Raw genomic sequence first — 19,544 nt, forward strand, 5'->3', positions numbered from 1 at the left:
GCGTCACAACAAAAACAATAACGATCAGGGAACACACCATGTACGCCATTCACCCGGGGCCGGCCACGCGCCGTGCCCCATTCTCGCCCCGCGCGCTCTTTAACGGCGCACTTGAGCACAGGCCTGGGAGTCAGTATTCTCGGCGCCCGCTCAAATCGACTCAAAAAAAAACAGCGAATGTAAAAGCTGACTGCAAGGCCAACTTATCCGGGCCCCACGTCCGCAGCCAATGTGTGCAAAAACTCTCCGAATTCGACTGTGTGCATCACAGCCGACGGGGATTTTTTGGCTTTTTAAACACCTTGGCGCAGCTCTTGCTAAAAGCATCAAAGCTGACCGAACAGACGATTTTTGCGGCAAGCCAAAAGACGCCACACCAGAGCGTCCGCTTAGAAAAAAAACCAGAAACCTTTACCTCGGGAGCAACCGAATGAAACGTACCGTGAACAGCCTGATGCTGGCAGGATCCCTGCTGGCCGGGGGCCAGGCCATGGCCGGTGATCTGCTGCAGTGGCAGAACAACAGCCTGACTTATCTGTGGGGCAAGAACTTCACTGTTAACCCGCAGATCCAGCAAACCGTGACCTTCGAACACGCCGATGCGTGGAAGTACGGCGACAACTTCTTCTTCCTCGACCGCATCTTTTACAACGGCAAGGAAGACGGCAATGTCGGCCCGAGTACTTACTACGGTGAGTTCAGCCCACGCTTGTCGTTCGGCAAGATTTTCGACAAGGACTTGTCGTTCGGTCCGATCAAGGACGTGTTGCTGGCGTTCACTTACGAGTTCGGCGAAGGCGACAACGAGTCGTACTTGCTCGGCCCGGGCTTCGACCTGGCAATCCCTGGTTTCGACTACTTCCAGCTGAACTTCTACCAGCGCCAGACCGAAGGCAATCGCCCGGGTGACGGCGTATGGCAGATCACACCGGTGTGGTCGTACACGATCCCGGTGGGCAACTCCAATGTGCTGATCGACGGCTTCATGGACTGGGTGGTGGATAACGACAAGAACGCCCGCGGCACTTACCACGCCAACCTGCACTTCAACCCGCAGATCAAATATGACCTGGGCAAGGCGTTGCATTGGGGCGAGAAGCAGTTGTATGTCGGTATCGAATACGACTATTGGAAGAACAAGTACGGGATCCAGGACAGCGGCGCGTTCGAGACCAACCAGGACACTGCGAGCCTGTTGGTGAAGTACCACTTCTAACCACACCGCCTATCCCCTGTGGAGTCGGGTTTATGTGGGAGCGGGCTTGCTCGCGAATACGGTGGGTCAGTCAATACATCTGGCGACTGACACACCGCATTCGCGAGCAAGCCAGCTCCCACACAAGCCCGCTCCCACATTCAGTCCGGTGTCAGGCCCAGGAACCGCTGCAACTCTTCGCGCTTGGCCAGCGCATCCCGCCTTCCCAGCTCGATCAATTCGCTGCAATACCCCGCCTCGAACAGCAGGTAGCTGAGCACACCCGCGCCACTGGTTTTGGTCGCCCCCGGCCCGCGCAGAAACAGGCGCAATGCCGCAGGCAATTCCTGGCGGTGACGTGCCGCGATTTCGTCGATTGGCTGACTGGGAGCGATCACCAATACTTCCACTGGCGCCAAACCTTGTATCGCCGCGTTGGCCGGCAACACGTCGCTGAACTGGTTCAGGCGCTCGAGCAATTCGATATCGCTTTCCAGGCTATCGATGAACGTGCTGTTGAGCATGTGCCCGCCGATCTGCGCCAACGTCGGCTCCTGGCCGGTGAAGGTGCGCGCCGGGTTCGATGGATCGTTGCCACGCGGGTTGCCACTGACCCCCACCACCAGCACGCGGCTGGCGCCCAGGTGCAACGCAGGACTGATCGGCGCCGACTGGCGCACCGCCCCGTCACCAAAATATTCCTGGCCGAGTTTGACCGGCGCAAACAGCAACGGAATCGCCGAGCTGGCCAGCAAGTGTTCAACGGTCAATTGGGTGGGAATGCCGATGCGCCGATGCCGCAACCAGGCATCGATGGTGCCGCCGCCCTGATAGAAGGTCACGGCTTGCCCGGACTCGTATCCGAACGCGGTCACCGCCACAGCATGAAGGTGTTTCTCGCGGATCGACTGCGCGATGCCTTCCAGGTGCAGTTTGTCGCGCAACAAGTCCCGCAGCGGCGAACTGTTGAGCAGCGCCACTGGCACCTGCGCCCCCATCCCCAGCAGGCTGTGGATAAGGAATCGACTCGCCTGGCTGATTACCCCGGGCCAGTCGCTGCGCAGCACCAGGTGGCTGCGAAAGCCCTGCCAGAAGGCGGTCAGGCGCTGGATGGCGGCGGTAAAGTCCATGGCGCCACTGGCCAGGCTCACCGCATTGATCGCCCCGGCCGAGGTGCCGACGATCACCGGAAACGGATTGGCCGCGCCCGGCGGCAACAGCTCGGCTATCGCCGCCAATACCCCCACCTGATAGGCGGCCCGCGCCCCGCCGCCGGAAAGAATCAAGCCTGTGACCGGTTCAGCTGAGCGCATTGCATCACTCCATGGTGCTTGGGGACTTCAGATCAACGACGGCGTTTTTCATACAGCTTAGGCTCACCTGGCGGCCGGCTCTTGAAGCGGCGGTGCGTCCACAGGTATTGCTCGGGGCATTCGCGCACGGAAGCCTCGACCCACTGGTTGATGCGCAGGCAATCGATCTCGTCGGATTCACCCGGGAAGTCGGTCAGCGGCGGATGGATCACCAGGCGATAACCGCTGCCGTCGGCCAGGCGCTCCTGGGTGAACGGCACCACCAGAGCCTTGCCCAGGCGTGCGAACTTGCTGGTGGCAGTGACGGTGGCGGCCTGAATACCGAACAGCGGCACGAAGATACTTTGCTTGGCGCCGTAGTCCTGGTCCGGTGCGTACCAGATCGCACGACCGGCCCGCAGCAGCTTGAGCATGCCGCGCACGTCTTCGCGCTCTACGGCCAGGGAGTCGAGGTTGTGCCGCTCGCGGCCACGGCGCTGGACGAAATCGAACAAGGGGTTGCCGTGCTCGCGGTACATGCCGTCGATGGTGTGCTTCTGCCCGAGCAAGGCGGCGCCGATTTCCAGGGTGGTGAAATGCAGGGCCATGAGGATCACGCCCTTGCCTTCCAGTTGCGCCTGCTTGAGGTGCTCCAGCCCTTCGACATGGGCCAGGCGCGCCAGGCGCGGCTTGGACCACCACCAGCTCATGGCCATCTCGAAGAACGCGATGCCGGTGGAGGCAAAGTTTTCCTTGAGCAAATGTTTACGCTCTTTAGCGGACTTTTCCGGGAAGCACAGTTCCAGGTTTCGTGCGGCGATACGTCGACGTTCACCGGCCACCCGGTACATTCCCGCCCCCAAGGCACGGCCAATCCCCAGTAAAGCCCGGTACGGCAACTGCACAATCAGCCACAGCAAACCCAGCCCCAGCCATAACAGCCAGAAGCGCGGATGAAAAAATACAGCTCGAAAACGCGGGCGATCCATTCAAGATTCCGGTAAAGACAACGGCCGCGCATTCTACAACGGTTCGACCCGGCTTGCGGCTAGCGGATGTTCTCGTTATAAGTCTCGACACTTTTCGTGACAAGCCGCTTTGCCGACCATGAGCCAAACCGAACCGCTAGACCAAGATCCCGTGTTCCAGTTGAAAGGCAGCATGCTCGCCATTACCGTGCTGGAACTGGCCCGCAACGACCTTGATGCCCTGGACCGCCAGCTCGCCGCCAAGGTCGCCCTGGCGCCGAACTTCTTCAACAATGCACCGCTGGTGCTGGCCCTGGACAAGCTCCCGGCCGGCCAGGGCGCGGTCGACCTGCCCGGGCTGATGCGCGTGTGCCGCCAGCATGGCCTGCGCACCCTGGCGATCCGTGCCAGCCGGATCGAAGACATCGCCGCGGCAATCGCTATTGAACTGCCAGTACTGCCGCCGTCGGGTGCCCGCGAGCGTCCGCTCGACCCGTTGGTCGGCGAAGAGAAGAAAAAACCGGAGAAACCGCCGGAGCCGACGATCAAGCCGACAAAGATCATCACCTCTCCCGTACGGGGCGGGCAGCAGATTTACGCCCAGGGTGGCGACCTTGTCGTCATCGCCCCGGTCAGCCCGGGGGCGGAACTTCTCGCCGATGGAAACATCCATGTATACGGCCCCATGCGTGGTCGTGCCCTGGCCGGCATAAAAGGTGACACCAAGGCCCGTATTTTTTGCCAGCAGTTGACCGCTGAGCTAGTGTCCATCGCAGGCCAGTACAAGGTTTCGGAAGATTTGCGCCGCGATCCGCTGTGGGGGGCCGGGGTACAAGTCAGCCTGTCGGGCGATGTGTTGAACATCGTTCGTCTTTAACGGATACTGCCGCATTTTCCAAGCATCTCTGGACTCTGATAGCACAGCGAAAACGGCAAAACTTGTGTAGGAATAATTTTAAGGTGGGGTTTGCCCAGGCAAACCGTGCTTTCTCCTACAAGAGCTGCCCGCCTGCAGCGAGTGACAAGAGATGTTTTTCAGGGACTAAAAAGTCCTTTTTCCTTAGGGGTGAAACACCTTGGCCAAGATTCTCGTGGTTACATCCGGCAAGGGTGGTGTGGGTAAGACCACCACCAGCGCCGCTATCGGTACCGGCCTCGCTCTGCGCGGCCACAAGACAGTTATCGTCGACTTCGACGTCGGCTTGCGTAACCTCGACCTGATCATGGGCTGTGAACGCCGCGTGGTTTACGACTTCGTCAACGTCGTCAATGGCGAAGCCAACCTGCAACAGGCCCTGATCAAGGACAAGCGCCTTGAGAACCTGTATGTACTGGCCGCCAGCCAGACCCGCGACAAAGACGCGCTGACCAAGGAAGGCGTGGGCAAGGTCCTCGCCGAACTGAAGGAAACCTTCGAATACGTGGTGTGCGATTCCCCGGCGGGTATCGAGACCGGTGCTCACCTGGCGATGTACTTCGCCGACGAAGCCATCGTCGTGACCAACCCTGAAGTCTCCTCGGTACGTGACTCGGACCGCATGCTCGGCCTGCTGGCCAGCAAGTCCCAGCGCGCCGAGAAAGGTGAAGATCCGATCAAGGAACACCTGCTGCTGACCCGCTACAACCCTGAGCGCGTCAGCAATGGCGAAATGCTCGGCGTTGAAGACGTGAAGGAAATCCTCGCCGTGACCCTGCTGGGTGTGATCCCGGAATCCCAGGCCGTCCTGAAGGCATCCAACCAAGGTGTGCCGGTGATTCTTGACGACCAGAGCGACGCCGGCCAGGCGTACAGCGATGCGGTAGATCGCTTGCTGGGCAAGACCGTGGAACATCGCTTCCTCGATGTTAAGAAGAAGGGATTCTTCGAGCGTATCTTTGGAGGCAACTAAACAATGAAATTTCTCGACTTCTTTCGCGCCAACAAAAAGCCAAGTACCGCGTCGGTAGCGAAAGAGCGTCTACAGATCATCGTGGCGCACGAACGCGGCCAACGCAGCACCCCGGATTACCTGCCAGCCCTGCAGAAGGAACTGGTGGAAGTGATCCGCAAGTACGTCAACATCGGTAACGATGACGTGCATGTCGCCCTGGAAAATGACGGCAGCTGCTCGATTCTGGAACTCAATATCACCCTGCCTGATCGTTGATCGAAAAGGCGGTCGCCACGGCGGCTCGGTTACCTGGCTCCCCTCACGGGGCCGGGTGAGCGAGCCGCCGTTGGCGTTTGTTACGAGGCTGTTTTAATGCCGTTGTCCAATGTCCATATCCTTCATCAGGACGCTGCTGTCCTGGTGGTGAACAAGCCTACCCTGCTGCTCTCGGTGCCCGGTCGCGCCGACGACAACAAGGACTGCCTGATCACCCGCCTGCAGGAAAACGGCTACCCCGAAGCCCGCATCGTCCATCGCCTGGACTGGGAAACGTCCGGGATCATCCTGCTGGCCCGAGACGCGGATACCCACCGTGAACTGTCCCGCCAGTTTCATGACCGGGAAACCGAAAAGGCCTACACCGCACTCTGCTGGGGCCAACCGGAACTGGACAGCGGCAGCATCGACTTGCCCTTGCGCTACGACCCACCGACCAAGCCACGGCACGTGGTGGACCACGAGTTCGGCAAGAACGCGCTGACCTTCTGGAAAGTCCTGGAGCGTTGCGGCGACTGGTGTCGGGTTGAGCTGACACCGATCACCGGCCGCTCCCATCAACTGCGCGTGCATATGCTGTCCATCGGGCATCCGTTGCTGGGCGATGGCTTGTACGCCCACGAACAGGCCTTGGCTGCCTGGCCACGTCTGTGCCTGCACGCCAGCATGCTGAGCTTCACCCATCCCCAGAGCGGCGAGCGTCTGCGCTTCGAGTGCCCCGCGCCGTTTTAACCTGTAAACGCAATTAAAATGTGGGAGCGGGCTTGCTCGCGAATGCGGTGGATCAGTTAGCCCATTCGGCGACTGACACACCGCATTCGCGAGCAAGCCCGCTCCCACATTTGTTCTGTGCACTTATCCCGTCGGACGGTAAACTCGCGCCATTGCTGTCTGGAGCTACTTATGCGCGAAGAGTTGAACCAAGGCCTGATCGACTTCCTCAAGGCCTCCCCTACCCCGTTCCATGCCACCGCCGCCCTTGCACAGCGCCTGGAAGCGGCCGGTTTCCAGCGTCTTGACGAGCGCGAGACCTGGACCACCGAGGCCAACGGGCGCTATTACGTGACCCGCAACGACTCCTCGATCATCGCCTTCAAACTCGGCCGACACTCGCCCCTGCAAGGCGGCATCCGCCTGGTCGGCGCCCACACCGACAGCCCGTGCCTGCGGGTCAAGCCACAGCCTGAACTGCAACGCCAGGGCTTCTGGCAACTGGGTGTGGAAGTGTACGGCGGCGCGCTGCTGGCGCCGTGGTTCGACCGCGATCTGTCCCTGGCCGGCCGCGTCACTTTCCGCCGCGACGGCAAGGTCGAAAGCCAGCTGATCGACTTCAAGCTGCCCATCGCGATCATCCCCAACCTGGCCATTCACCTGAACCGTGAAGCCAACCAGGGTTGGGCGATCAATGCCCAGACCGAACTGCCGCCGATCCTTGCGCAGTTCGCCGGTGACGAGCGCGTAGACTTCCGCGCAGTGCTGACCGAGCAACTGGCTCGTGAACACGGGTTGAACGCCGATGTGGTGCTCGACTATGAGCTGAGCTTCTACGACACCCAGAGCGCGGCCGTGATCGGCCTCAATGGCGACTTTATCGCCGGTGCCCGCCTCGACAACCTGCTGTCGTGCTACGCCGGCCTGCAAGCCCTGCTCACCGCCGAAACCGATGAAACCTGCGTGCTGGTCTGCAACGACCACGAAGAAGTCGGCTCGTGCTCCGCCTGCGGTGCCGACGGCCCGATGCTGGAGCAGACCCTGCGCCGCCTGCTGCCCGAGGGTGATGAATTCGTACGCACCATCCAGAAGTCGCTGCTGGTGTCTGCCGACAACGCCCACGGCGTGCACCCCAACTACGCCGAGAAGCACGACGCCAACCACGGCCCGAAACTCAATGCCGGCCCGGTGATCAAGGTCAACAGCAACCAGCGCTACGCCACCAACAGCGAAACCGCCGGGTTCTTCCGCCACCTGTGCATGGCCGAAGAAGTGCCGGTGCAGAGCTTTGTGGTTCGCAGCGACATGGGTTGCGGCTCGACCATCGGCCCGATCACCGCCAGCCACCTGGGCGTGCGCACCGTGGATATCGGCTTGCCGACGTTTGCGATGCACTCGATTCGCGAGCTGTGCGGCAGCCACGACCTGGCGCACCTGGTGAAGGTGTTGAGTGCGTTTTACGCGAGTCGCGACTTGCCGTAATTGCAGGATGAACACAAATCAAATGTGGGAGCGGGCTTGCTCGCGAATGCAGAGGGTCAGTCAATACATCGGGTGACTGATCCACCGCTTTCGCGAGCAAGCCCGCTCCCACATTTTGATCTTCATTGTTTGATAGATCGGGCTCAGTTCAACACTTCACTCAGCGGAATGAAGTTGACCCGGTCACCGATCTCCAGCGTCGTCCCCTCCAGCACTTCTACCAAACCTTCGGCCCACGCCGCGCTACGCAGCACACCCGAGCTCTGGTTGCGGTAGATGATCGCCTTGCCCTGCTCCAGCCGCCCGCGCAAATACTCGCGGCGATTCCCCGGCTTGGGCCAGACAAATCCCACGGGCACTTCAATGCGCAGCGGCTGCACGTCTTCCACGCCCTGGCGGCGCAACAGGTAAGGCCGCGCCAGCAAGGCAAAGGTCACCAGCGTCGACGCCGGATTGCCCGGCAAACCGATCACCGGTACACCACGGAAATGCCCGAACGTCAGCGGCTTGCCCGGCTTGATTGCCAGCTTCCACAGCGCCAGCTCCCCTTCTTCCCGCAGTGCAATCCCGAGAAAATCCGCCTCCCCCACCGACACACCGCCGGTGGACAGAATCAGGTCTACCGAGCCCAATGCGCCCAGGCGTTCGCGGGTTTGTTCCAGGTCATCCGGCAGGATCCCGGCGTCCACCACTTCGCAGCCCAGGCGCTCCAGCCAGCTGCACAGCACTCGGCGATTACTGTTGTAGATCTGCCCGGGGCCCAGCGGCAGGCCCGGCTCGATCAACTCGTCGCCGGTGGACAGCACAGCCACGCGGGCGCGTCGTACCACCTCCAGCCGATCACGACCCAGCGAAGCCGCCAGGCCCAACTCGATCGGGCCCAGGCGTGTCCCTGCTGGCAACACCCACTCGCCCACCGTGGTTTCCTGGCCTTGGGGACGGATGTTTTGATCCACCTGCAACGCTTCGGTGAAGCTCACCCGCTGATCGGCATGGACCACGGCGTTTTCCTGCATCTCGACGCAGTTCGCGCCCTCCGGTACCGGGGCTCCGGTGAAGATCCGCGCGCAGGTACCGGCAGCCAAGGGCTCGGGTGCCGTGCCCGCAAAAATGCGCTGGCTGACTACCAGTGGCTCACCGGTCCAGTCCGCCAGGCGCACGGCGTATCCGTCCATGGCGCTGTTGGGCCAGGGCGGCAAGTCCAGCGTGGAGATCAACGCCTGGGCCAGCACCCGACCATCACACTCGGCCAGCGGCAACGTTTCCTGCTCGCGGATCGGCGCTGCCTCGGCCATCGCCAGCAATTGTTCGAGGGCGTCTTCCACCGGCATCAACGCACCGGTCTTGCCCGGCTTACCCACGGGATTCACAGGGCTCGGCCTGCTTCAAATGCGGGACGAAGTTGCACGGGCGGTGACGGTTATCCAGTTGCTCGGCGAGAATCCCGTCCCAACCGGTGCGCACCGCGTTGGTGGAGCCCGGCAGGCAGCACACCAGTGTGCCGTTGGCCAGGCCGGCCAGGGCACGGGATTGCACGGTGGAGGTGCCGATATCGGCCACGGAGATTTGTCGGAACAGTTCGCCGAAACCATCCACCTGTTTATCCAGCAGGCAGCTCACCGCTTCCGGGGTGCTGTCGCGGCCGGTGAAGCCGGTGCCGCCGGTGATCAACACCACCTGCACCACGTCTTCGGCAATCCAGTGCGCCACTTGCGCACGGATTTTGTACAGATCATCTTTAAGCAAAACTCGCTCGGCCAGCAGGTGACCGGCGGCGGTCAGGCGGTCGACGAAGACCTGGCCCGAGGTGTCGGTTTCCAGGGTGCGGGTGTCGCTGACCGTCAATACAGCGATATTCAGGGGTACAAAGGGCGCATCAGCCTTGGCTTTCATGGCTCGGTCCGGTTGTCGAAGGAACAGCCCGATGTTATATCACAGCCCCCCATTTCACTGCCCGCAGGAGCCGTCATGCCAAGCCATTCTTCCCCACTGCCCTGCTCGATCCTTTTGCTGGCCGGCGGTCGTGGCCAGCGCATGGGCGGCCTCGACAAGGGCCTGCTGGACTGGCACGGGCAGCCGCTGATCGCGCACCTGCATCGCCTGGTGCGGCCGTTGACCGACGACCTGATCATCTCCTGCAATCGCAACCAGGCGCAGTACGCGGCCTATGCCGACCGATTGGTCGGCGATGACAGCCCCGACTTTCCAGGGCCACTGGCCGGCATTCGCGCAGGACTGGCGGTGGCGCAGCATGGGCATCTGCTGGTATTGCCGTGCGATGTGCCGCAGATCGATGCACGATTGCTCGCCGACCTGCGCAGCACGGCGCAGCAAAACCCGTTGCTGCCGGTGATGGTGCGCCACGGCGATTTCTGGGAACCGCTGCTCTGCGTGATCCCCACTCCGCTGCGCGAGCCCTTCGAGCGGGCCTGGGCAGCCGGCGAGCGCAGCCCGCGCCAGATCATGCAGGCGCTGGGGGCCAAGGCCCTGGATTGCCCCGCCGACGATCCGCGCCTGGCCAACCTCAATACACCGGAGTTGTTGCACCGCCCGCCCAGCGTGTCAGAATGAGCGTCGAACAAGGAACTTTGCCGACGTTGCACACGTCACAAGGTCAGTACTCAACAAAGCATTCTCTCGGAGACAAACTCATGACTCAACGGACCATCGCCGCTCTCATGCTTGCACTGGGCCTCGCTACCCTTGCCGGTTGCGCCTCGCCGACAGTGATCACCCTGAATGACGGTCGCGAAATCCAGGCCGTCGACACTCCTAAATTCGACAAGTCCACCGGCTTCTACGAATTCGAACAGCTGGATGGCAAGCGCACCCAGATCAACAAGGATCAGGTTCGCACCGTTAAAGACCTGTAAGTCTTAACGCCAGATACAAAAAAGCCCGCGTAATGCGGGCTTTTTCGTTGCTGGGGTTTACCAGTCCAGGCTGATCGCGCTGCGAAAGTCGCGCTCAAGGCCGGTGACCGGGTCGATGAAACGCACCCCCTGGGCCAGCAGCTTGAGCGGGTTGGCGTAGTCGTCCTCGGCATCCTTGATAACGTCGGGGTAGAACGGATCGTTGCAGATACTCGCGCCCAGGGCCGTCATGTGCACCCGCAACTGATGCTTCTTGCCGGTCACCGGAAACAGGCCATAGCGCCACAGGTCGCCATTCTTTTCCCGCACCTCGACCGCCGTCTCGGTGTTGCTCGCCCCCTCGCCTTCCTGCATGCGAAAGAACGGCTCGCCATCCACCAGCCGGCTTTTGTGCACCAGCGGAAAGGTCAGCCCAGGCAATGCCGGGGCAATGGCTTCGTAGAACTTGTCGATCTTGCGCGTGGGAAACAGCTGTTGATACGCCGAGCGCGTCTGCGGGTTGGCCGAAAACAACACCAGCCCTGCGGTATGCCGATCAATGCGATGCAGCGGCACCAGCGCCGGGTTGTCGAGGCGACGGATCAAACGCCGCAACAGGGTCTGCTCGACGTATTCACCGGCAGGCGTGACCGGCAGGAAATGCGGCTTGTCGGCTACCACCAGGTGTTCATCGGCGTACAGGATCGTCTCCTGCACCGGGATTACTTTCTCGTTCGGTACTTCGCGAAAGTAGTAGATGCACAGGCCTTCGCGGTAGGCGAGGTCCTGATTGATGGGGGTGCCATTGATGTCCAGCACCCTGCCTCGGGCGATGCGGTCCAGCCATTGCTCACGGCTGATGGCCTGGAAGTGCTCACACAGGCAATCCAGCACGGTGGCCCAGGCGCCTGGCGGCAGGTACAAGGTGCTGGCTTGGTGCTGGGCAGTGGAAAAAACGGACATGGCAGGCTCAAGACGTGGACATACAGGCGCGCATTATCCCGCATGCAGCCGGATCAGGCCCAGCACAGATTCAGGCCTTGGCCAATTCCGCGCGCAACACCGGTGACGCACTGGCCGCCTCGGTGAATTCCTTGAGCCAGCGCAGCACATCCACCGCTTCCCAGCGGCCCGGGTCGTAAAGCGCATACAGCAAGCCCTGGTAACCCACCACATCCAGCTGCTTGTGATAACCCGCGCGCTGGAACAGCGCCTCGATCTCGGCAAAGCAGGTGTTGAAATGCACTTTGTTAAACGGCGTCTTGCCTTCCGTGACCAGGCCATCGAGGCGCAGCTCGTTCACCGCGTCGCGCACGACGTCGGCGGACATGCGATTGACGCTGCTTTTCAGTTGTTCAACATTCACCACGGGCGTTCCCTCTCATTCAATCGCTGTACAAACATACAGTAACCGAATAATCGGGAACTCGCCATCGCCGAGTGCTAGCTAAGAAAGTTCACTATCTGCGCTTCGTCGAACGGCCACTCCAGCTCCGCGCCCGTGTCTACCCGGCGCAGCACCGGAATACGCAGGCCGTAGGCTTCATACAGGGCCTCGGAATCGGCGATATCCACCAACTCCACCAGCAGGCCGTGTTCGACCAACGGCATGATTTCGGCTTCGGCAATCTCACACAGATGGCAGCCCAGGGTGCCGAACAACTGACATTCAGGAAGCATGGCAAAGGGTCCGAGAAGAATCAGGCACCTATTCTAACAGCGTCGGGACACTGCAAAAGCCTGACCCAGATCAGCATGGCGTATAACTGATTCAGTGACTCTCGCGACTTTTTTCCCGTAATACCTGCAATGGAGCTGCATGTGTTTGCCAACCTGCTGATTATCCTGGCCTCCTCCCTGGTGGTGATTGCGCTGTTTCGTCGCCTGCAACTGCCGCCGGTGCTGGGCTATCTGTGTGTTGGCCTGGCCGTGGGCCCCACCGCCCTCGACTGGGTCAATGACAGCGAAGAGTTGCCAGACCTTGCCGAACTGGGTGTGGTGTTCCTGCTGTTTTCCCTGGGCCTGGAGTTTTCTCTCAACAAAATGCTCAGCCTGCGCCGGGTGGTGTTTGGCTTGGGCAGCCTGCAGGTACTGTGCTGCGGGTTGCTGCTGGGCGGTTTGCTGGCACTGTTCGGCCTGTCGCCGACGACCGCGCTGTTGCTCGGTGCTGGGCTGGCGTTGTCGTCCACCGCCATCGTCAGCAAGGAGCTGACCAGCCTCGGCGAAATCTTCAGCAGCCATGGCCAGAATGCGATTGGGGTATTGCTGTTACAGGATGTAGTGGCCGTATTGCTGCTGACCCTCGTGCCAGTGTTCGCCGGTAACAGCGAGCAAGCCTGGTACTGGGCATTGCCACTGACCCTGGGCAAAACCGTGGTGCTGTTCCTCGGCCTGCTGCTGGCCAGCCGCTGGTTGCTGCCGCGTTTGTTCCGTGAGGTGGCGGCGTCCCATTCGGCCGAATTGTTCGTGCTGCTGGCACTGGTGATCGTATTGCTCACCGCCTGGCTGACCCACTTGCTGGGCCTGTCCCCGGCACTCGGTGCGTTTCTCGCCGGCATGCTGCTGGGGGAAAGCCATTACCGCCATCAGATCGAAGCCGATATCCGACCGTTTCGCGACATCCTGCTAGGACTGTTTTTTGTCAGCATCGGCATGCTGATCGACCTGCAACTGTTCGTCAGTCATAGCCTGTTGATTCTCGGCCTGACCCTCACGCTGATGTTGATCAAAGGCTGTGTGGTCGCGCTATTGGTGCAACTGCGCGGCAGCGACGGTGAAACCGCCTGGCGCAGCGGCCTGGCGCTGGCCCAGGGCGGCGAGTTCTGTTTCGCCTTGATGGCGCAAATGCAGCAAAGCCGCCTGATGCCCGCCGACATCAGCGGCCTGCTGCTGGCTGCCACCTTCTGCTCGATGCTATTGACTCCGCTGTTGCTCAGGGCTGCACCCGCGATTGCCCTGCGCCTGCACCGCAAGCCCAACCAGCAAGTACAGCTTGAAGAGATTACGGCCCTGAATGCCGAGCTGCGCGACCACGCGGTGATCTGCGGCTACGGCCGGGTTGGCCAGTCCATCGGGCGCTTCCTGCACCGTGAACAACAGGCGTTCATTGCCCTTGATGACGACCCGGAGCGAGTCCAGGAAGCTTCTACCGAAGACAGCGCCGTGCATTACGGCGACTGCCGCCGTGGCGCCCTGCTCAGCGCGGTCGGCCTGGAACGTGCGCGCCTGGTGGTGATCGCGGTGGACAACAGCGACGTCGCCCTGACCGTGCTCAACGAAGCGCGGCGGATCAACCTGACCGTACCGATCCTGGTACGCACCCGCGACGACAGTCAGCTGGCCGAACTGAAAGCCGCCGGCGCCACTGAAGTGGTGCCCGAGTTGCTGGAGTCGAGCCTGATGCTCGCCTCCCATGCGTTGATCCTGCTGGGGTTGTCGGAGCAGCAGGTGCAAGGCCGTGTCGATGAAGTGCGCCAGAGCCGGTACCGGCTGTTACATGGCTGCAACCAGAACGAAGGGGACGCGCCCCTCAATCCTGACTGACCGCGCCAATCTTGTGGATCGACAAATCCGCGCCGTAATACTCTTCTTCCTGACTCAAGCGCAGGCCATGCACGCGTTTGATCACGCCATACACCAGGAAGCCACCGGCCAGCGCCACCACCACACCCAGCGCGGTGCCGATCAACTGGCTGATCAGACTGACGCCGCCCAGGCCGCCCAGGGCGGTCTGGCCGAAGATCCCGCAGGCAATCCCGCCCCACACGCCGCACAGCCCGTGCAACGGCCATACACCCAGCACATCGTCGATTTTCCAGCGATCCTGGGCGGCAATGAAGAACCAGACGAACAAGCCGCCCGCCACCACGCCGGTCACCAACGCGCCCACCGGGTGCATCAGGTCGGAACCGGCACAGATCGCCACCAACCCGGCCAATGGACCGTTGTGCAAGAAGCCTGGGTCGTTACGGCCGATCACCAATGCCGCTACCGTGCCACCGACCATCGCCATCAACGAATTGACCGCCACCAGCCCGCTGACCCCGGACAGGGTTTGCGCACTCATGACGTTGAAGCCGAACCAGCCGACGATCAAGATCCACGAGCCCAACGCGAGGAATGGAATGCTCGACGGCGCGAACGCCACCAGGCGCCCTTCCCGATAACGCCCCTGCCTTGGCCCCAGCAACAGCACCGCCGCCAGCGCCAGCCAGCCGCCCATGGCGTGCACCACGACGCTGCCGGCAAAGTCATGGAAGCTGGCGCCGAAGGTGGCCAGCAACCAGGCTTGCAGGCCGTAGTTGCCGTTCCACACCATGCCTTCGAAAAACGGGTAGATGAAGGCTACGATCAACGCAGTGGCACACAGTTGCGGAACAAACCGTGCACGCTCGGCGATTCCCCCGGAAATGATCGCCGGGATCGCCGCCGCGAAGGTCAGCAGGAAGAAGAACTTCACCAGGCCGTAGCCGTGGTCGGCGCTGATCACCGCCGCCGGTTGCATGAAGGTCACCCCGTAGGAGATCCAATAGCCTATAAAGAAATAGGCCAGTGTTGAAATCGCGAAGTCACTGAGGATTTTCGACAGGGCATTGACCTGGTTCTTCTGGCGCACCGTGCCGACTTCCAGGAAGGCAAAGCCGGCGTGCATGGCCAGGACCATGACCGCACCAATCAGAATGAACAGCGTGTTGGAGCTGTGGACGAGGGTGTCCACCGCGCTTTGCAAATTTTCCATGGAGGATGGCAGGCCTGCAGATGCAGGAAAAAGCACCAAAGCAGTTCATGACCTTCATGATGCGCACTAAATTGGCACCAACGATCCGACCCTCGTTTGAGGCCGTGAACCGCTTTGGCGCAGCGATCATTGAAAAAGGCAGAATCCGACAGGGTTTTTCCGCGAGTTTTAGTTATTTAGGGTAAGGTTTTTCAGGGTTTGAGCCCCAACCGCCCGGATTCAGCGCAAGGCCCCGGGCCTGCGCACCAAGGCAAAGCAAAAGCTGTACCAGACAATTGCAGTGAACCTTCACCGACACCGGTGACTCGAAACCAGAAGTAAACAGACCAGCCACTCACGGAGATAACCATGGCCAGAAAAACGGCAAAGACTGCTCAAGAAATACTGATGGCGGATTTTCAAACCCTGGTCAGCGATACCGAGAAGCTGCTGGACGACACGGCGATCCTCGCCGGTGACCAGGCTGACGAGCTTCGCAGCAAGATTCACGAAAGCCTGCTCAAGGCCCGTGAAACCCTGCAACTGACCGAAGACTCCCTGCGCGAACGCGGCCAGGCGGCGGTCACGGCCACTGAAGACTATGTGCAGGCCAACCCCTGGCAGTCCGTCGGCATTGCGGCCGGCGTGGGCTTTTTGATCGGCCTGCTGGCTACAAGGCGCTAATCATGTCTATCGGCGAATCCGGCTCGTCCACGGGCCCAAGTTCTACTTCACGGCGCCTGGGCGCGGCTGTCCTGGGTTTGCTGCACAGCCATGTCGAGCTGTTCGGCATCGAGTTGCAGGAGCAGAAAGCCCGCACCGTCAGCCTGTTGCTGTTCGCCGGCCTGGCGCTGGTGTTTGCCTTGCTGTTGCTGGTGGGTTTGTCGGCGCTGGTGATGATCCTGGTGTGGGATACCTACCGCCTGACCGGGATTATCAGCCTGTGCGTGTTCTACATACTGGCCGCAGCATTCTGCGGGTTGCGCCTGAAGGCGGCGGTGTTCGATGAGTCCACGCCGTTCCACGCCACCCTCGAAGAGCTGGCCAACGACCGGGAGCGCCTGCTGCCATGAGCATGACTGAATTGCCGCAAAACACTTCCCGGCGAGAAATGCGCAAGGCGTTGATCCGCCTGCGCATGGAAATGCACCGCCAGGAAATCCGTCACGAGTCCCAGCAACTGATGCTGCCGCTGCAAAAGGTCCGCAACATGGGCCAGAGCTGGCAGGACGGTTTTGGCATCAAGCACGCGCCGCTGTGGGGCGTGGGCGTGGTGACGCTGCTGGGGTTTCTCACCGGCAAAGGCGCCAAGGGTGGCGGAATCGGCACCATGACCCGCCTGGTGCGGCTGGGTGCCGGCCTGATCCCGCTGATCAAACTGGCCATGCAAGGTGCTTCGCGCAAAAGTTGAGCGTGCTGGCTGCATTCTTGCAAACAGATCAGGCCCGGCCCTCTCCATTGAGGGCCGGGCCTTTTTTTATTTCCGGTCTTTTAAGGAGGCCCCGTGATCGACGGGCAACCGCTCGCCTGCTTCCAGCCATTCATCGACACCGCCACCGGCCGCATCGCCGGCGTAGAAGCCCTGGGCCGCCTACGCCAGGCGAATGGCCAACTGCGCTCGGTGGGTCCGCTGTTCGCCGACCCGCGCACGCCCTCGGTGGCCTTGCGCCGCCTGGACCGGCAGATCCGTGACAATGCCCTGAGCCGCCTGCATGAAGCCCCGCAGGAGTGGTTCCTCAGCCTGAATATCTCGCCACGCTGGATCACCCGCCTGCGCCCGGGCCAGGCACTGCCGAGCCTGAAGCAATTGCAACTGCATAACGTCGACCCGCGCCGCATCGTGTTCGAGATCACTGAACTGGGCGGCGATATCCTGCGCCTGGCCGAAGTCGTCGAGCGCTACCGCGAGGCCGGCGCGCGGATTGCCATTGATGACTTCGGCGCCGGCTATTCGCAGCTGGACCGGGTGCTGGCCTTGCAGCCGGACATTCTCAAGCTGGACATGCGCCTGTTCCAGGCCGCGGCCCGCGGTGGCCCGAGCGGTGAGGTGGTAAGGGCACTGGCGCAAATGGCGGAAAAAACCGGCTGCTGGATCATCGCCGAAGGGGTGGAAACCGAGGCGCAACTGAATTTCGCCCTGGAATGCGGTTCGCGTTATCTCCAGGGCTACCTGTTCGCCCAGGCCCAACTGGACTGGTTCGACACCGACGCATTCGTGCCGCGCTTCGCCCAGTTGCGCACCGGCTATGTCCAACAGAAGCTCGCCGAACGTGGCCGGATCATGCAACTGCGCCAGCAACTGGAGGAGCTGATGCAGATCCTGCAAACCTGGGCCCACACCCGTGCACCGCTGAGCCACCTGCCGCAATTGCCGGCGTTTCCCTGGCTGCTGCGTTTTTACCAGTGCGACCGGCATGGCACGCAACTGACACCCAACTTCGAATGGCACCAGGGCGCCTGGCAAGCCGACAGCCGCTACCTGGGCCACAACTGGTCATGGCGTCCGTATTTTTATCATTTGCTGGCCGAAGGTTGGGAGGAGCGGCGGCTGACCCTGTCCTCAACCTATCGCGATGCCACGACCAACCAGTACTGCCTGACTGCCGGACAATTCTTTGATAATGGTCAGCGCCTGCTGTTAATCGATATCGACGCCGCCGGCCTGTAGTTTTTCGCTTGCGAAGGCCTGGCTGAACCGGGAAGCTGGGAGCCGTCATTCACCGCACGGAGAGTACCCGCCTTGGATTGGCCCACCCTGCTTACCCGCGAACGCCTTGGAAAACCCCTGCACAGCCCGGAAGAACTGGGGCGCAGTCCGTTTCACAAAGACCATGACCGCATCATCTTTTCCGGTGCGTTTCGCCGCCTGGGCCGCAAGACGCAAGTGCACCCGGTGACCAGCAACGATCACATCCACACCCGGCTGACCCACTCCCTGGAAGTCAGTTGCGTGGGACGATCCCTGGGCATGCGCGTAGGCGAGACCATCCGCAGTGCCCTGCCCGACTGGTGCGACCCGAGCGACCTGGGCATGGTGGTGCAGTCGGCCTGCCTGGCCCATGACATCGGCAACCCACCCTTCGGCCATTCCGGCGAGGACGCGATCCGGCACTGGTTCCAGCAAGCTTCAGGCCGTGGCTGGCTGGATGACATGAGCAGCGCCGAACGCAATGACTTCCTCAATTTCGAAGGCAATGCCCAGGGCTTCCGGGTACTCACGCAACTGGAATACCACCAGTTTGATGGTGGCACCCGCCTGACCTACGCCACCTTGGGCACCTACCTGAAATACCCCTGGACCGCCCGCCACGCCGACTCCCTGGGCTACAAGAAACACAAGTTCGGCTGCTACCAGAGCGAACTGCCGATCCTGGAGCAGATCGCCCAGAAGCTCGGCTTGCCGCAGTTGGAAGAACAACGCTGGGCCCGGCACCCGCTGGTGTACCTGATGGAGGCGGCCGACGATATCTGCTACGCGTTGATCGACCTCGAAGACGGCCTGGAAATGGAGCTGCTGGAATACGCCGAGGTCGAGTCACTGCTGCTGGACCTGGTGGGCGACGACTTGCCGCAAACCTATCGGCAACTCGGCCCGCTGGATTCCCGGCGACGCAAGCTGGCGATCCTGCGAGGCAAGGCCATCGAACACCTGACCAACGCCGCGGCCCGGGCGTTCGTCGAACAACAGGACGCGCTGCTGGCCGGCACCCTGCCGGGGGACCTGGTGGAACATATGCACGGCCCGGCCAAGCGCTGCGTGCTGGATGCCAAGGACATGGCCCGCAAGAAGATCTTCCAGGACAAGCGCAAGACCCTGCATGAGATCGGCGCCTACACCACCCTGGAAATCCTCTTGAATGCCTTCTGCGGCGCGGCCCTGGAACAACATGGCGGTCGCACACCGTCGTTCAAGAACCGACGCATCCTCGACCTGCTGGGCAATAGCGCCCCGGACCCTTCCTGGTCATTGCACGCGTCCTTCCTGCGCATGATCGACTTTATCGCCGGCATGACTGACAGCTACGCCAGCGAGATGGCCCGCGAGATGACCGGCCGCTCCAGCCCGCAATAAATCGGAGCCCTGGCTGATGGCCAGGGCGACTTTTCAAAGAATCGCCCTACGCACGGAACAGAGCGGCCTGATCGAAGTTCTTCCCCGCCGCGATGAATAATCGCGCGC

Annotated in this window: 23 protein-coding genes; 15 read left to right on the forward strand and 8 right to left on the reverse strand. The window is 61.6% G+C overall.

Annotation, left to right across the window (positions count from 1 at the left end):
* Window positions 1-38 precede the first annotated feature (38 nt).
* Window positions 39-434 (forward strand): hypothetical protein, encoded by a 396-nt coding sequence (locus HX818_RS21260; RefSeq protein WP_177020693.1) that lies wholly within the window; start codon window positions 39-41, stop codon window positions 432-434.
* Window positions 431-1,216, forward strand: a complete 786-nt coding sequence (locus HX818_RS21265; protein ID WP_003209104.1) for an outer membrane protein OmpK — start codon at window positions 431-433, stop codon at window positions 1,214-1,216. Before HX818_RS21260 ends, HX818_RS21265 begins: the two co-directional genes overlap by 4 nt.
* Before the next feature lie 140 nt (window positions 1,217-1,356).
* Here the strand turns inward: HX818_RS21265 and HX818_RS21270 are convergent, their stop codons facing one another.
* Together HX818_RS21270 and HX818_RS21275 are read right to left on the reverse strand one after the other, a co-directional pair.
* The gene (locus tag HX818_RS21270) at window positions 1,357-2,508 is read right to left on the reverse strand and encodes a patatin-like phospholipase family protein (protein WP_177020694.1); all 1,152 of its coding nucleotides are present in this window, start codon (window positions 2,506-2,508) and stop codon (window positions 1,357-1,359) included.
* 32 nt (window positions 2,509-2,540) lie between these two features.
* The gene (locus tag HX818_RS21275; protein WP_087694782.1) at window positions 2,541-3,476 is read right to left on the reverse strand and encodes a lipid A biosynthesis lauroyl acyltransferase; all 936 of its coding nucleotides are present in this window, start codon (window positions 3,474-3,476) and stop codon (window positions 2,541-2,543) included.
* Window positions 3,477-3,594: 118 nt separating this feature from the next.
* On the opposite strand from HX818_RS21275, the gene minC reads away from it, so the two are divergent.
* The 5 genes from minC (at window position 3,595) to HX818_RS21300 (ending at window position 7,795) form a co-directional block, all read left to right on the forward strand.
* The gene (minC, locus tag HX818_RS21280; RefSeq protein WP_003209099.1) at window positions 3,595-4,332 is read left to right on the forward strand and encodes a septum site-determining protein MinC; all 738 of its coding nucleotides are present in this window, start codon (window positions 3,595-3,597) and stop codon (window positions 4,330-4,332) included.
* A gap of 199 nt (window positions 4,333-4,531) precedes the next feature.
* Window positions 4,532-5,344, forward strand: a complete 813-nt coding sequence (minD, locus tag HX818_RS21285) for a septum site-determining protein MinD (RefSeq protein ID WP_003209098.1) — start codon at window positions 4,532-4,534, stop codon at window positions 5,342-5,344.
* 3 nt (window positions 5,345-5,347) lie between these two features.
* Window positions 5,348-5,602 (forward strand): cell division topological specificity factor MinE, encoded by a 255-nt coding sequence (gene minE / locus HX818_RS21290; RefSeq protein WP_003175252.1) that lies wholly within the window; start codon window positions 5,348-5,350, stop codon window positions 5,600-5,602.
* A 96-nt stretch (window positions 5,603-5,698) separates the two neighbouring features.
* On the forward strand, window positions 5,699-6,334 hold the full coding sequence (locus tag HX818_RS21295; protein WP_008432172.1) for an RluA family pseudouridine synthase: 636 nt from the start codon (window positions 5,699-5,701) through the stop codon (window positions 6,332-6,334).
* A gap of 171 nt (window positions 6,335-6,505) precedes the next feature.
* Window positions 6,506-7,795 carry a M18 family aminopeptidase gene (locus HX818_RS21300; protein ID WP_003209095.1) on the forward strand — a complete coding sequence of 430 codons (1,290 nt, stop codon included), beginning with the start codon at window positions 6,506-6,508 and terminating at the stop codon, window positions 7,793-7,795.
* A 143-nt stretch (window positions 7,796-7,938) separates the two neighbouring features.
* Here HX818_RS21300 and glp read toward each other — a convergent pair whose 3' ends face one another.
* A complete protein-coding gene (gene glp / locus HX818_RS21305; protein WP_177020695.1) occupies window positions 7,939-9,165 on the reverse strand; it encodes a gephyrin-like molybdotransferase Glp in 1,227 nt (408 codons plus the stop codon).
* Window positions 9,149-9,688 (reverse strand): molybdenum cofactor biosynthesis protein B, encoded by a 540-nt coding sequence (moaB, locus tag HX818_RS21310; protein WP_003209092.1) that lies wholly within the window; start codon window positions 9,686-9,688, stop codon window positions 9,149-9,151. The genes glp and moaB overlap by 17 nt, the downstream gene beginning before the upstream one ends.
* 75 nt (window positions 9,689-9,763) lie before the next feature.
* On the opposite strand from moaB, the gene mobA reads away from it, so the two are divergent.
* Together mobA and HX818_RS21320 are read left to right on the forward strand one after the other, a co-directional pair.
* Complete coding sequence (mobA, locus tag HX818_RS21315; protein ID WP_177020696.1) at window positions 9,764-10,366, forward strand: molybdenum cofactor guanylyltransferase MobA; 603 nt, start codon at window positions 9,764-9,766, stop codon at window positions 10,364-10,366.
* Window positions 10,367-10,446: 80 nt separating this feature from the next.
* Window positions 10,447-10,668, forward strand: a complete 222-nt coding sequence (locus HX818_RS21320; RefSeq protein ID WP_003209090.1) for a YgdI/YgdR family lipoprotein — start codon at window positions 10,447-10,449, stop codon at window positions 10,666-10,668.
* Between the two features lie 57 nt (window positions 10,669-10,725).
* Here HX818_RS21320 and HX818_RS21325 read toward each other — a convergent pair whose 3' ends face one another.
* The 3 genes from HX818_RS21325 to HX818_RS21335 all read right to left on the reverse strand — a co-directional run bounded on the left by HX818_RS21325 (window position 10,726) and on the right by HX818_RS21335 (window position 12,327).
* Window positions 10,726-11,610: a pseudouridine synthase gene (locus HX818_RS21325; RefSeq protein WP_177020697.1), complete on the reverse strand. Its 885-nt coding sequence runs from the start codon at window positions 11,608-11,610 to the stop codon at window positions 10,726-10,728.
* 70 nt (window positions 11,611-11,680) lie between these two features.
* Window positions 11,681-12,016: a hypothetical protein gene (locus HX818_RS21330; RefSeq protein WP_003209087.1), complete on the reverse strand. Its 336-nt coding sequence runs from the start codon at window positions 12,014-12,016 to the stop codon at window positions 11,681-11,683.
* A 74-nt stretch (window positions 12,017-12,090) separates the two neighbouring features.
* Window positions 12,091-12,327: a glutaredoxin family protein gene (locus HX818_RS21335; RefSeq protein WP_177020698.1), complete on the reverse strand. Its 237-nt coding sequence runs from the start codon at window positions 12,325-12,327 to the stop codon at window positions 12,091-12,093.
* Window positions 12,328-12,468: 141 nt separating this feature from the next.
* Between HX818_RS21335 and HX818_RS21340 the strand changes: the two genes are divergently transcribed.
* Window positions 12,469-14,190, forward strand: coding sequence for a monovalent cation:proton antiporter-2 (CPA2) family protein (locus HX818_RS21340; protein WP_177020699.1), 1,722 nt, complete (start codon window positions 12,469-12,471; stop codon window positions 14,188-14,190).
* Here the strand turns inward: HX818_RS21340 and HX818_RS21345 are convergent.
* Window positions 14,177-15,385 carry an ammonium transporter gene (locus tag HX818_RS21345; protein WP_003209083.1) on the reverse strand — a complete coding sequence of 403 codons (1,209 nt, stop codon included), beginning with the start codon at window positions 15,383-15,385 and terminating at the stop codon, window positions 14,177-14,179. The genes HX818_RS21340 and HX818_RS21345 overlap by 14 nt on opposite strands.
* A gap of 348 nt (window positions 15,386-15,733) precedes the next feature.
* On the opposite strand from HX818_RS21345, the gene HX818_RS21350 reads away from it, so the two are divergent.
* From HX818_RS21350 to HX818_RS21370, 5 genes are all read left to right on the forward strand, one after another.
* Window positions 15,734-16,048 (forward strand): YqjD family protein, encoded by a 315-nt coding sequence (locus HX818_RS21350; protein WP_003209080.1) that lies wholly within the window; start codon window positions 15,734-15,736, stop codon window positions 16,046-16,048.
* 2 nt (window positions 16,049-16,050) lie between these two features.
* A complete protein-coding gene (locus HX818_RS21355) occupies window positions 16,051-16,437 on the forward strand; it encodes a phage holin family protein (protein WP_003209078.1) in 387 nt (128 codons plus the stop codon).
* Window positions 16,434-16,775: a hypothetical protein gene (locus HX818_RS21360; protein ID WP_008432159.1), complete on the forward strand. Its 342-nt coding sequence runs from the start codon at window positions 16,434-16,436 to the stop codon at window positions 16,773-16,775. The genes HX818_RS21355 and HX818_RS21360 overlap by 4 nt, the downstream gene beginning before the upstream one ends.
* A 93-nt stretch (window positions 16,776-16,868) precedes the next feature.
* Window positions 16,869-18,032: an EAL domain-containing protein gene (locus HX818_RS21365; RefSeq protein WP_177020700.1), complete on the forward strand. Its 1,164-nt coding sequence runs from the start codon at window positions 16,869-16,871 to the stop codon at window positions 18,030-18,032.
* 72 nt (window positions 18,033-18,104) lie between these two features.
* Window positions 18,105-19,436 carry a deoxyguanosinetriphosphate triphosphohydrolase gene (locus HX818_RS21370; protein ID WP_003209075.1) on the forward strand — a complete coding sequence of 444 codons (1,332 nt, stop codon included), beginning with the start codon at window positions 18,105-18,107 and terminating at the stop codon, window positions 19,434-19,436.
* Window positions 19,437-19,544: the final 108 nt, after the last annotated feature.

This window comes from Pseudomonas sp. F9001, from assembly GCF_013385435.1.
In the GTDB taxonomy this organism is placed as follows: Bacteria; Pseudomonadota; Gammaproteobacteria; order Pseudomonadales; family Pseudomonadaceae; genus Aquipseudomonas.

Coding starts and splice junctions, on each gene's coding strand:
- HX818_RS21260 (WP_177020693.1), top strand. CDS start 39: ATGTACGCCATTCACCCGGGGCCGGCCACGCGCCGTGCCCCATTCTCG.
- HX818_RS21265 (WP_003209104.1), top strand. CDS start 431: ATGAAACGTACCGTGAACAGCCTGATGCTGGCAGGATCCCTGCTGGCC.
- HX818_RS21270 (WP_177020694.1), bottom strand. CDS start 2,508: ATGCGCTCAGCTGAACCGGTCACAGGCTTGATTCTTTCCGGCGGCGGG.
- HX818_RS21275 (WP_087694782.1), bottom strand. CDS start 3,476: ATGGATCGCCCGCGTTTTCGAGCTGTATTTTTTCATCCGCGCTTCTGG.
- minC (WP_003209099.1), top strand. CDS start 3,595: ATGAGCCAAACCGAACCGCTAGACCAAGATCCCGTGTTCCAGTTGAAA.
- minE (WP_003175252.1), top strand. CDS start 5,348: ATGAAATTTCTCGACTTCTTTCGCGCCAACAAAAAGCCAAGTACCGCG.
- HX818_RS21295 (WP_008432172.1), top strand. CDS start 5,699: ATGCCGTTGTCCAATGTCCATATCCTTCATCAGGACGCTGCTGTCCTG.
- HX818_RS21300 (WP_003209095.1), top strand. CDS start 6,506: ATGCGCGAAGAGTTGAACCAAGGCCTGATCGACTTCCTCAAGGCCTCC.
- moaB (WP_003209092.1), bottom strand. CDS start 9,688: ATGAAAGCCAAGGCTGATGCGCCCTTTGTACCCCTGAATATCGCTGTA.
- mobA (WP_177020696.1), top strand. CDS start 9,764: ATGCCAAGCCATTCTTCCCCACTGCCCTGCTCGATCCTTTTGCTGGCC.
- HX818_RS21320 (WP_003209090.1), top strand. CDS start 10,447: ATGACTCAACGGACCATCGCCGCTCTCATGCTTGCACTGGGCCTCGCT.
- HX818_RS21325 (WP_177020697.1), bottom strand. CDS start 11,610: ATGTCCGTTTTTTCCACTGCCCAGCACCAAGCCAGCACCTTGTACCTG.
- HX818_RS21335 (WP_177020698.1), bottom strand. CDS start 12,327: ATGCTTCCTGAATGTCAGTTGTTCGGCACCCTGGGCTGCCATCTGTGT.
- HX818_RS21345 (WP_003209083.1), bottom strand. CDS start 15,385: ATGGAAAATTTGCAAAGCGCGGTGGACACCCTCGTCCACAGCTCCAAC.
- HX818_RS21350 (WP_003209080.1), top strand. CDS start 15,734: ATGGCCAGAAAAACGGCAAAGACTGCTCAAGAAATACTGATGGCGGAT.
- HX818_RS21355 (WP_003209078.1), top strand. CDS start 16,051: ATGTCTATCGGCGAATCCGGCTCGTCCACGGGCCCAAGTTCTACTTCA.
- HX818_RS21360 (WP_008432159.1), top strand. CDS start 16,434: ATGAGCATGACTGAATTGCCGCAAAACACTTCCCGGCGAGAAATGCGC.